At 65.8% G+C, this 11,179-nt stretch carries 12 protein-coding genes; 9 read left to right on the forward strand and 3 right to left on the reverse strand.

Features of this window, described 5'->3' with window-relative positions:
- From MRY84_RS02455 to MRY84_RS02490, 8 genes are all read left to right on the forward strand, one after another.
- The coding region (locus MRY84_RS02455; protein WP_363317465.1) for an asparaginase domain-containing protein at window positions 1–563 on the forward strand (563 nt) is incomplete at its 5' end.
- A 503-nt stretch (window positions 564–1,066) separates the two neighbouring features.
- Window positions 1,067–1,972 carry a glycine--tRNA ligase subunit alpha gene (gene glyQ / locus MRY84_RS02460; RefSeq protein WP_291504175.1) on the forward strand — a complete coding sequence of 302 codons (906 nt, stop codon included), beginning with the start codon at window positions 1,067–1,069 and terminating at the stop codon, window positions 1,970–1,972.
- Window positions 1,972–2,274, forward strand: a complete 303-nt coding sequence (locus MRY84_RS02465; protein WP_291504176.1) for an antibiotic biosynthesis monooxygenase — start codon at window positions 1,972–1,974, stop codon at window positions 2,272–2,274. The genes glyQ and MRY84_RS02465 overlap by 1 nt, the downstream gene beginning before the upstream one ends.
- A 12-nt stretch (window positions 2,275–2,286) precedes the next feature.
- The gene (glyS, locus tag MRY84_RS02470) at window positions 2,287–4,428 is read left to right on the forward strand and encodes a glycine--tRNA ligase subunit beta (protein WP_291504177.1); all 2,142 of its coding nucleotides are present in this window, start codon (window positions 2,287–2,289) and stop codon (window positions 4,426–4,428) included.
- A gap of 49 nt (window positions 4,429–4,477) precedes the next feature.
- Entirely contained in the window at window positions 4,478–5,089 is a 612-nt protein-coding gene (gmhB, locus tag MRY84_RS02475) for a D-glycero-beta-D-manno-heptose 1,7-bisphosphate 7-phosphatase (RefSeq protein ID WP_291504178.1), read from the forward strand.
- Window positions 5,090–5,153: 64 nt separating this feature from the next.
- On the forward strand, window positions 5,154–5,936 hold the full coding sequence (locus MRY84_RS02480; protein ID WP_291504179.1) for a lysophospholipid acyltransferase family protein: 783 nt from the start codon (window positions 5,154–5,156) through the stop codon (window positions 5,934–5,936).
- Between the two features lie 10 nt (window positions 5,937–5,946).
- Complete coding sequence (locus tag MRY84_RS02485) at window positions 5,947–6,897, forward strand: SprT family zinc-dependent metalloprotease (RefSeq protein ID WP_291504180.1); 951 nt, start codon at window positions 5,947–5,949, stop codon at window positions 6,895–6,897.
- 219 nt (window positions 6,898–7,116) lie between these two features.
- Entirely contained in the window at window positions 7,117–7,539 is a 423-nt protein-coding gene (locus MRY84_RS02490; protein WP_291504181.1) for a rhodanese-like domain-containing protein, read from the forward strand.
- Window positions 7,540–7,736: 197 nt separating this feature from the next.
- On the opposite strand, the gene lysM is transcribed toward MRY84_RS02490, so the two are convergent.
- Window positions 7,737–8,222 (reverse strand): peptidoglycan-binding protein LysM, encoded by a 486-nt coding sequence (lysM, locus tag MRY84_RS02495; protein WP_291504182.1) that lies wholly within the window; start codon window positions 8,220–8,222, stop codon window positions 7,737–7,739.
- A gap of 168 nt (window positions 8,223–8,390) precedes the next feature.
- On the opposite strand from lysM, the gene MRY84_RS02500 reads away from it, so the two are divergent.
- Window positions 8,391–9,158 carry a type III pantothenate kinase gene (locus MRY84_RS02500; protein WP_291504183.1) on the forward strand — a complete coding sequence of 256 codons (768 nt, stop codon included), beginning with the start codon at window positions 8,391–8,393 and terminating at the stop codon, window positions 9,156–9,158.
- Window positions 9,159–9,486: 328 nt separating this feature from the next.
- Here MRY84_RS02500 and MRY84_RS02505 read toward each other — a convergent pair whose 3' ends face one another.
- Together MRY84_RS02505 and MRY84_RS02510 are read right to left on the reverse strand one after the other, a co-directional pair.
- Window positions 9,487–10,260, reverse strand: a complete 774-nt coding sequence (locus MRY84_RS02505; protein ID WP_291504184.1) for a hypothetical protein — start codon at window positions 10,258–10,260, stop codon at window positions 9,487–9,489.
- A 45-nt stretch (window positions 10,261–10,305) separates the two neighbouring features.
- Entirely contained in the window at window positions 10,306–10,968 is a 663-nt protein-coding gene (locus MRY84_RS02510) for a TetR/AcrR family transcriptional regulator (RefSeq protein ID WP_291504185.1), read from the reverse strand.
- Window positions 10,969–11,179: the final 211 nt, after the last annotated feature.

The raw sequence follows: 11,179 nt of genomic DNA on the forward strand, positions 1-11,179 counted from the left end.
AAGATGCCGCCGGCAAAGGTGTGCTCGTCACGATGAACGACGAGATCCAGAGCGGCCGCGATGTGCACAAGCACATCAACATCAAAACCGAGGCCTTCAAGAGCCAGTGGGGCCCCCTGGGCATGGTGGTGGAAGGCAAGAACTACTGGTTCCGCGCCCCGGTCAAGCGCCACACCATGCAGTCGGAATTCAACATCGACGACATCAAGGCCCTGCCCGCCGTGGACATCGTGTACGGCTACAGCAACATGAACACCACGGGCATCGAGGCCTACGGCCGGGCCGGCGTGAAGGCGCTGATCCATGCCGGCACGGGCAACGGCTCTGTGGCCGCGCAGGCGGTGGACTCGCTCAAGGCCCTGCGTGCTGCGGGCGTGCAGATCGTTCGCTCGGCCCGCGTGCCCGATGGCTTTGTGCTGCGCAACGCCGAGCAGCCTGACGACAAGTACGACTGGGTGGTGGCCCACGACCTGCGTCCGCAAAAGGCCCGCATCCTGGCCATGGTGGCTCTCACCAAGACCAACGACAGCAAGGAACTGCAGCGGATCTTCTGGGAGTATTAATTTCCCCCTGCGGCGCTGCGCGCCTTCCCCCTGAGGGGGGACGCACCCAGTGGCCTGGCAAAGCCAGCTCCATGGGTGTGCTGGTGGGAGGGGCGCCCCGTGGAGGCGCACCGGGTGCAAACCGGGGGTCAACCTCGCAGCGAGTATTTGAAATGAGACTTGGCGCACAACACGTGCGCCGACGGGCTACCCGCAAAGGTGGTCACTGGTGCGCACCGGCTTATAGCTTGCGTGACTGGTTGGGAAGGCTGGGGCTCCAAAAGGGTTCCGGCCTTTTTTCATGGAGCGTCGCGGGGGTGCTGCATCCGCGTCTCGCCATCCGCTGGCGTGCTGCTTGCTCCGGCACATTGCTGCGGCGCCGTAAAATGACCGGTTCGCGTGCGCAATGCCCGTCCTTGCTGCCTGGGGTGGCGCGGATCGGCGTCAGCCAACGCCTTGCCTGTTGTTGCTTTTCCTTTTCTCCCCTACTTGCCCGGCCCTGGCTTGCCAGCGCCACAGAAGCCATGTTGACATTTCAGCAAATCATTTTGAAGCTGCAGTCCTATTGGGACGCGCAGGGTTGCGCCCTTTTGCAGCCCTATGACATGGAAGTGGGCGCCGGCACCTCGCACACCGCCACCTTCCTGCGCGCCATCGGCCCCGAGCCCTGGAAGGCTGCCTATGTGCAGCCCAGCCGCCGCCCCAAGGACGGCCGCTATGGCGAGAACCCCAATCGCCTGCAGCACTACTACCAGTACCAGGTGGTCTTGAAGCCCGCACCGGCCAACATCCTGGAGCTGTACCTGGGCAGCCTCGAAGCGCTGGGCTTCGACCTCAAGAAGAACGACATCCGCTTCGTCGAAGACGATTGGGAAAACCCCACGCTCGGCGCCTGGGGCCTGGGCTGGGAGGTGTGGCTCAACGGCATGGAGGTGACGCAGTTCACCTACTTCCAGCAGGTCGGGGGCATCGACTGCAAGCCCGCCACGGGCGAGATCACCTACGGCCTGGAGCGGCTGGCCATGTACCTGCAGGGCGTGGACAACGTCTACAACCTGAAGTGGACGGACAAGCTGAGCTACGGCGATGTGTACAAGCAAAACGAGGTGGAGCAGTCCACCTACAACTTCGAGCACAGCGACGCGGACTTTTTGTTCACCGCCTTCAACGCGCACGAGAAGCAGGCCAAGTACCTGATGGAGCAGCAGCTGGCGCTGCCCGCCTACGAGCAGGTGCTCAAGGCCGCGCACAGCTTCAACCTGCTGGATGCGCGCGGTGCCATCAGCGTGACCGAGCGCGCCGCCTACATCGGCCGCATCCGCAACCTGGCGCGCAGCGTGGCACAAAGCTACTACGACAGCCGCGAGCGCCTGGGCTTCCCCATGGCGCCGCGCGAGTGGGTGGCACAAATGGCCAAGAAAGCCGCCTGATGATCCTCGAGGTGGCCACCCTGCAGATCAAGCCCGGCCAGACGGCCGCGTTTGAACAGGCGTTTTCCGAGGCGCAGCGCATCATCGCATCCATGCCCGGCTACCAAGGGCACGAGTTGCAGCGCTGCGTGGAAGACGACCACCAGTACGTGCTGCTGGTGCGCTGGGCCACGCTGCAAGACCACACCGAGGGCTTTCGCGGCTCCCCGCAATACCAGGAGTGGCGCACGCTCCTGCACCATTTCTACGACCCCTTCCCCACCGTGCTGCACTACAGCGCGGTCATGCCGTCTTTGAGCTGATCGGCCGATTCCATGAACACCCAAAACCTTCTTGTTGAACTGTTTGTCGAAGAGCTGCCCCCCAAGGCGCTGCAGAAACTGGGCGATGCCTTCGCCAGCGTGCTGGCCGACCAGCTCAAGGCCCAGGGCCTGGCCAGCGCGGCGTCGGTGGTCACGCCTTTTGCCTCGCCCCGCCGCCTGGCAGCGCACGTGACCGGTGTGGCCGACAAGGCTGCTGACAAGGCCGTGCAGCAGAAGCTGATGCCGGTGACGGTGGGGCTGGATGCCAGCGGCAACGCCACGCCCGCCCTGCTCAAGAAGCTGCAGGCGTTGGGTGCCGACGTGTCCGACCCTGCCGCCGCCGTGGCGGCCTTGAAGCGCGCGCAGGATGGCAAGGCCGAGGCCCTGTTCTATGACAGCGTGGTGCCTGGCGCCTCGCTGCAGGACGGCCTGCAGAAAGCGCTGCAGGAATCCATCGCCAAGCTGCCCATCCCCAAGGTCATGAGCTACCAGCTGGAGAGCGATTGCGAACTGCCCGGCTGGACCAGCGTGAACTTCGTGCGCCCGGCGCACGGCCTGGTGGCGCTGTACGGCAGCACCGTGGTCCCGGTGAAGGCGCTGGGTCTCGCGGCGGGCAACCGCACCACCGGCCACCGGTTTGAAGCCACCGTGTCACCGGTGGTGTTGGCCGACGCTGACAGCTACGCCGCCACGCTCAAGAAGGACGGCGCTGTGATCGCCAGCTTTGCCGAGCGCAAGGCAGAGATCGCGCGCCAGCTGGCCGCTGCTGCCGCAAAGGTCGGCAATGGCGCCCGCCCCATCGAAGACGAGGCCCTGCTGGACGAAGTGACCGCACTGGTCGAGCGCCCCAATGTGCTCATCTGCCAATTTGAAGAGCAGTTCCTCGATGTGCCGCAAGAGTGCCTCATCCTCACGATGAAGGCCAACCAGAAATACTTCCCGCTGCTCGACGCCGCTGGCAAGCTGACCAACAAGTTCCTGGTGGTGAGCAACATCCAGCCCGAGGACGCGAGCTTCGTCATCGGCGGCAATGAGCGGGTGGTGCGCCCGCGCCTGGCCGACGCGAAATTCTTCTTCGATCAGGATCGAAAGAAGACTCTGGCCTCGCGTGTCGAGGGCCTCTCCAAAGTGGTCTATCACAACAAGCTGGGCACCCAGGGCGAGCGTGTGGAGCGCGTGCGTGCCATCGCCAAGGCCATCGCCCAGCAACTGGGCGATGCGCAACTGGTGCAAGACGCCGACCAGGCCGCGCTGCTGGCCAAGACCGACCTCGTGACCGACATGGTGGGTGAGTTCCCCGAGTTGCAGGGCATCATGGGCGGCTACTACGCGCTCAACGATGGACTGGGCGAGACCGTGGCGCAAGCCATTGAAGACCACTACAAGCCCCGCTTTGCGGGTGACGCGTTGCCGCGCAACACCGCCGGCGTGGTGGTGGCCCTGGCCGACAAGCTGGAAACCCTGGTCGGCATGTTCGGTATCGGCAACCTGCCCACCGGCGACCGCGACCCGTTCGCGCTGCGCCGCCATGCCCTGGGCGTGATCCGCATGCTGGTCGAGAAGGACCTGCCGCTGGAGTTGAACGCTTTGCTGGCTGGTGCCGTGCCCGCCTTTGGCGACAAGATCACCGATGCCACGGCGCAGCTTTCCGACTTCATCTACGACCGCCTCGCTGGCAGCCTGCGCGAGCAGGGCTACAGCACGCAGGAAGTGGATGCCGTGCTGGCCCTGCGCCCGCAGCGACTGGCCCTGGTCGAGAAGCAGCTGGCGGCCGTGCGCGCCTTCGCGGCGTTGCCCGAGGCTCCTGCGCTGGCTGCGGCCAACAAGCGCGTCGGCAACATCCTCAAGAAGGCCGAGGTCGAAGGCCCTGTGGACGCCCATGTGAACCCCGAGCTGCTGCAGGAAAAGGCCGAACAGGATTTGTACGCTGCGCTGCAGCGCTTTGTGCCCGAAGCCAATGCCCAGTTCGACGCGGGCGATTACACCGCCAGCCTGCAGACCCTGGCCGTGCTGCGCGCGCCGGTGGATGCGTTCTTTGACGATGTGATGGTCAACGCCGAGCAGCTGGATGTGCGCATGAACCGCCTGGGCCTGCTCAAGATGCTGCACAACGCGATGAACCGCGTGGCCGATCTCTCGCGCCTGGCGGTGTGACCCCGGGGCTGATAGGCTGGCGGTCTGTTCCCACAAGGCACCTCCTCCTATGAAACTCGCCATCCTCGACCGCGACGGCACCCTCAACCCGCTGGCGGACGACTACATCACCTCCGCCGACGAGTGGATGGCCGTGCCGGGCGCACTCGAAGCCATCGCGCGGCTGAACCATGGAGGCTGGCATGTGGTGGTGGCCACCAACCAGCCGGGGCTGGGGCGGGGGTTGTTCGACGTGGTGGCGCTCAATGCCATCCACGCCAAGATGCACCGGCAGGTGTCGGCCGTGGGGGGGCGCATCGATGCGGTGTTCTACTGCCCCCATGCGGCCGATGAGGAATGTGCCTGCCGCAAGCCCGCGCCGGGCCTGCTGGAGCAGATCAGCGACCGCTACGGCGTGGAGCGCCACGAAGTGCAGGTGGTGGGCAGCTGCGCCGCGCACTTGCAGGCGGGGGCGGCCCTGGGTGCGCAGCTGCACCTGGTGTGTACGGGACAGTCGGCGCATGTGCATCCGGGTGGCCCGTTGCCGGCGTGGTTGCCGCCAGGCAGCCGCGTGCATGCCAGCCTGGGCGATTTTGTGGACCAGCTGCTGCCACCCGCACCGGCCGCGGCCGCGCCCATGGCCGCAGCGCCCTTGCCAGCGTCGGGCGACGCTGGTTTCTGATGCTATTTAATTGATAGCTGCTTGCGCTCGATCATCCGGCGCTGGCGGCCAAAAAACCTCAAAAATGGCTTTTATCCGTTCTGTCATTCACTTTCTCATCATGGGCATCACGGTGGTGCCCTATACCCTGGCCATCATGCTGGGCTCGTTGTTTGGCATGCGTGGACGCCCCCTGTACCGCATCGCGCGGGCGTGGCTGTCGCTGTGCATCAGCAGCGCGCGCGTGGTGCTGGGCATCCGGACCCACGTGGTGGGCATGGAGAACCTGCCGCAGGGCGACAACGCGGGGGCCGTGCTTTTGGTCAAGCACCAATCCACGTACGAGACCTTCCTGATGCCGGCGATCATGCCGCACCCCCTGGCCTACGTGTTCAAGAAAGAGCTTCTGTACGTGCCGTTCTTCGGCTGGTCCATCGGCCGGCTGGACATGATCCACATCGACCGCGACCAGGGCTCGCAGGCGTTCCGCAAAGTGGTGCAGCAGGGCAAGGATCTGCTGGCCAAGGGCGTTTGGATCATCATGTTCCCGGAGGGCACCCGGATCGCGCGCGGTCAGAAGGGGCAGTACAAGACGGGCGGCACGCGCTTGGCCATCGCTACGGGCGTGCCCGTGGTGCCCATTGCCGTCACCTCGGCCAAGGTCTGGCCGCGCAAGGCATTCCTCAAGCGGCCGGGCGTGGTGGACGTGTCCATCGGCAAGCCCATTCCCAGCGCGGGGCGCCGGCCCGACGAGCTGATGCGCGAGGTGGAGGACTGGATCGAAGCCGAAATGCAACGCCTGGACCCGGATGCGTACCCGGCAGGGGCCATCCCGGCCGCCAGGACCGCCGACCCCGGCGAAAAGTGAATCCTCGGTGATGCAGCGGCTCGTGCAGTTGGCGCTTGACCTTTTCGATCCGCTGCCCCCACCGGCAGCGGTGCCAGCGGTGGAGGCTGCCGATTCCAAGGAAAAACTGCCTCCTGCGCCCGATGATCAAGCGCTGATAGCTCCTGAAAAGATAGCAAAAATTCCCGCGGCACCGGCCGTCCCGCTGCCTTCGCTGTTGTCTCCCGCCGAGTTTCGCCACCCCCGCGCCAACCGCGAAGTGCTGCTGGGCGAGGCCGTGGTGGCCTATGCGCTGCAGCGGGCGCGCCGCCGCACCATCGGCTTTACCGTGGGGCCGGATGGCCTGTCGGTGCGGGCGCCGAGCTGGGTCACCCTGTCAGGGGTGGACTCCGCGCTGCGCGAGAAATCGGGCTGGATCTTGCGCAAGCTGTCCGAGGCGCGCGAGCGCCAGCAGCGCGTGGAAGGCGGGCGCATCGCCTGGGCCCATGGCGCCGTGTTGCCCTACCTGGGCGAACCATTGACGGTGGTGCTGGACCCAAGCCACGGCTTTGCAGGCAAGGGCGGCGCGCTGATGGCCGCCGCGGCTGCCGAGCCCAAAAGCCTGCACATCGGCCTGCCACACAGCGCCAGCCCCGCGCAGATCCGCGATGCGGTGCAAGCCTGGCTGATGCGCGACGCACGCCGCCATTTCACCGAGCGGCTCGACCACTTTGCCCCGCTCTTGGGCGTGCGCTGGGCCAGCCTGCGCCTGTCCAGCGCCAACACCCGCTGGGGCAGCGCCAAGGCTGACGGCTCCATTCGCCTGAACTGGCGCCTGCTGCACTACCGCCCCGCCATCATCGACTACGTGGTGGCGCACGAACTGGCTCACCTGCGCGTGATGGACCACAGCCCGCGGTTCTGGGACACCGTGGCCACGGTGGTGCCCGACTATGCGCAGCTGCGCAGCCGGCTGCGGGATGAACCGGCCCCGGTATGGTGAATCCCCCTGAGCCGCCTGGGGCCTGGGGCGCCTCGGTGCTGCCGCCAGAGGCAGCGGCTCTTCGGGCACGTCCAAGCCTGCGCAGGCAGGCTTGGAGCCGCTGCCCTCAGCCCCCACGAGGACGACGCCGTCGCTGCGGGGCGGCCCTTGCTTGGCGACCCTCGCACCGGTCGCGCCGAGTCCAAACGTTTTGCCAAATGCCCAGAAAGGATCGAAACCATGACTAATACGCTCTCCTCCGTTTCTCCCGCCGAGGGCTACGCCGGTGACATCACACCCCAGCACGCCTGGCAATGGGTGCAGGCCGGACAGGCCGTGCTGGTGGACGTGCGCAGCGACGCAGAACGCGAGTGGGTGGGGTACGTGCCCGGCGCTGTTGCCGTGGCTTGGAAACAGTGGCCGGGCATGGCCATGAACGCGGATTTCGACGCCCAGATGCGCGCCGCCGTGCCCGAGGGCGGTCGGGCCGTGCTGCTGTGCCGCAGCGGCGTGCGCTCCATTGCAGCCGCGCGCCGGGCCACCGAGCTGGGCATCACGGCGTACAACATCCTCGAAGGGTTTGAGGGCGATGCGGATGCGCAAGGCCAGCGCGGCAAGAAGGGCGGCTGGCGCTTTCACGGCCTGCCGTGGAAGCAGGGTTAATGCTCGCAAAAAAATAGCTGCCAGTGCTTTAAAGATAAGCGCTGGCAGCTGATTTCAAAGTTTGACTTGTTCGGGCGTTCCGTTCGTCTAGGCGTCGGTACATCCACGGCTCAGCCCAGTGCACCCGTGGAACCGGCTTTGCCGGGCCACCGGGTGCGTCCCCCTTGGGGGAAGGCGCCGAAGGCGACTCAGGGGGGTTACTTCAGTGCAGGGATGCGCAGCTTCTGGCCGGGGTAGATTTTGTCGGGGTGGCTCAGCATGGGCTTGTTGGCCTCGAAGATCACGGGGTACTTGTTGGCATCGCCGTAGAACTTCTTGGCGATGGCGCTGAGCGTGTCGCCGCGCACCACGTCGTGGTATTGCGCCTCGGGCTCGGGGTTGGTCACATCCATCTGGTTTTCCACACTGGTCACGCTGGCCACGTTGCCGCAGCACAGGGTGACCTTTTCTTTCACCGCCTGGGTGGGGGCCGTCCCCTTCACGGTGACCTTGCCCTGTGTGCCGTCAAACACGACCTGCACATTGCTGGCGCCCAGGTTCTGGGACGCGATGTAAGTCTCGATCGCCCGCGCCGCCTTGGTGTTGAGTTCATCCTGCGTGGGCGCCGCCGCCGTGGCCGCCTGGGCCTCCTTGCCGCCAAACAGCTTTTCGCCGGCTTCCTTGATGAAACTGAAAAGACCCATGGGATACCTCCTGAGGTTGCAGAAAACGGGGGAAGGCCACTGTAGCGCCAACGCGGTGCGTGAGTGTGTCGGACGGCAGCGTGAAACGATTGATCACAAAGCTGTTCCGGATTGCGGGTGTCGCCAGTGCTTCCCGGTCCCAAAACAAAACTCGGGATAATCCGCCGCATGACTTTTCTGGCCATCGACGTCGGCAACACCCGTCTCAAGTGGGCGCTGTACGACGCTCCCCGCCCCGGGGCCGCGCTGCTGGCGCATGGCGCCGAGTTCCTGGACCATGTGGATCGACTGGCCGAACGCAGCTGGGCTCCGCTACCCCATCCCGAGCGCATGCTGGGCTGCGCGGTGGCCGGCGACGCCGTCAAGCGCCGCGTGCAGGAACAAATGGAAATCTGGGACGTGGCCCCCTCGTGGGTGGTTTCGTCGGCGGAGGAAGCGGGCCTCGTCAACGGCTACGACCATCCCTCGCGTCTGGGCTCGGACCGCTGGGTGGCCATGATCGGCGCGCGCCACCACGTGCTGCGCAGCGGCCCCCCCAGGCCCATGGTCGTGGTGATGGTCGGCACGGCCGTCACCGTGGAATGCATCAGCGCGGAGGGCCGCTTTCTGGGCGGTCTCATCCTGCCGGGCCACGGCATCATGCTGCGCGCGCTCGAGTCCGGCACTGCCGGCCTGCACGTACCGACGGGCGAGGTGCGCATGTTCCCCACCAACACCAGCGACGCCCTCACCAGCGGCGGCACCTATGCCATTGCCGGTGCGGTGGAGCGCATGTACCAGCATCTGCTCCAACACTGCGGGCAGGAGCCCGCCTGCATCATGACCGGCGGCGCTGGCTGGAAGATGGCCCCCAGCATGACGCGCCCCTTCGAACTGGTGGACAACCTGATCTTTGACGGCTTGCTGGAGATCGCCGCGCGGCGGTTTGGGGGCTGAGGACAGCGGCGGAGGCGCGCGAGGTCTTGGGCCGGCATTTGCGGCCGGAAACCGATCGCGCAGAGCTTTCTGAGTGAGCGGGGCAGTTTCGTAGCGGAGCCGTGCGAGGCTTCGACAAGCTCAGACCTAACGGATGTGCCAACGTGAAGTCACCCGCTCAGCCAGCCTCGTCACCATAGCCGAAAAGGGCGACCCATGCCTGCAACCGCCGCGCAAGGGTCGCCCAGCTGCACTAGCGGCGTTGCACTTGCGGGCGCTGGCAGCGTCTTCTTCCCGAACCACGCAGCGATTCGAGAGAAAGAGGGGAGGCGCGAAGCGCCTCGGCGGATTACTCTTCCAGTTCACTGCGCGCCATCTCCACGTCCAGCCGCTCCATGGCATCGACGGGTTCGGTGGCGGCGGCTTTTTCGTACAGCGCGGTGGCTTCCTTCATCTTCTTGTCGCCCTCCAGCATGACCAGCGCATTGGCGTACTCGATCATGCCGATGGCCGAGCCGGGATTGAGCTTGAGCGCCTCCTGGAACAGCTTGAGCCCGGCATCCTTCTTGGCGCCGTAGGTCATGCCGCCGATCAGCGAGCCCACCTTGTCGATCACCTCGGCGTGAAAAGCGCCCAGCGCGATGCGTGCATCGGCGTGTTTGGGCGACAGGGCAATGGCCTTCTCCAGCGATTCCTTCACCTTGCCGCCCAGCCCCTGCGCCAGGGCCTTGGCCACGCTGATGCCCTGGCTGTAGCGGCCTAGCGCATATGCGTGCCAGTACCAGGCGTTGGCGTTGTCGGGCTCTTCGGAAGCCTGGGCCTCGGCCCGATCGGCGACCTGCAGGAACAGGTCCAGGCGCGTCTTTTCCTTGGGCTCCAGGTAGTTGGCGTAGATCGAGGTCGCCTTGTTGGCCACAGTGATGCCTGCGCCGCCCGCCGCCAGGCCCGAGGCGGCGGCTTTTTCAAAGTCGCCGTTGTGGAACAGCGCCCAGGCCTCCAGCACGGCGGTGTCCTTGGGGCAAGGTTCGGCATCGCCGCCATGCAGTCGAGCCCATTGCTTCTTGACGCTCGCGGCATCGAAACGGTAGTCGCCTGCGTGGGGGAAGGGGGTCCATTTGGCCATGGTGTGTCTCCGGAAGTTTTTTGTTGGTGAGTGTCGGGTGCAATGTCAGCCCGGTGCCGCAGCGTAAGCGCCCACCAGCTCCAGCAGATGGGCGCGCTGCCCGCTTTCCAGGTAAGGCATGAGCAGGTTGAGCACGTGGTGGGCACCGCGCAGCAGCGCGGCCTGGGCGCTTTCGGGCTCCAGCGCGCGGCGCGGGTCGCGCACGTATTCGAAGCTGAGCCAGTACGTGAGCACGACCACCATGCTGGTGGCGGTGGCTTCCACCTCGCGCGTGTCGATGCGCAGCGCATCGGCCCGGCCCATGCCGTCGAGCATGGCGCGCACGGCACGGGTCTTGTTCTTCAGTATGGCCTGGAAATGCGTCTCCAGGCGGCGGTTCTTCGACAGCAGGTCGTTGAGGTCGCGGTACAGGAAGCGGTACTGCCAGATCAGCTCGAACAGCGAGTGCATGAAGAACCAGGCGTCCTCCACGTTGCGAACTCCATCGGCGGCGCCCAGCAGCTCGGTGAGCGAGCTTTCGTAGCGATCAAACAGCGCGTTGATCAGCTCGTCCTTGGCCGGGTAGTGGTAGTACAGGTTGCCAGGGCTGATGCGCAGCTCGGCGGAGATGAGGGTGGTGGAGACGTTGGGCTCGCCAAACCGGTTGAACAGGTCCAGTGTCACTTCCAGAATGCGTTCTGCGGTGCGGCGCGGCGCTTTCTTCACCATGGGTGCGGCCCCTTTGTGTCGGTGGATGTGGTTGTCTGTCTCGTTCTGGCGGCTACTCTAACCGACGCCGTCATGCTGCAGTGCGGCATGACAGAGGGGCCTCAGCTTCGCCCACAACGAAAAAAGCGGCCGACGCGTCGTTGCGCGCGGGCCGCTTTCCGTGCGGTACTGGGCGATCAGCTGGCCGAGGTGCTGCTGGCGCCGCTGTCTG

The sequence above is a fragment of the Acidovorax sp. genome, assembly GCF_022763525.1.
Lineage (GTDB): Bacteria > Pseudomonadota > Gammaproteobacteria > Burkholderiales > Burkholderiaceae_C > Acidovorax.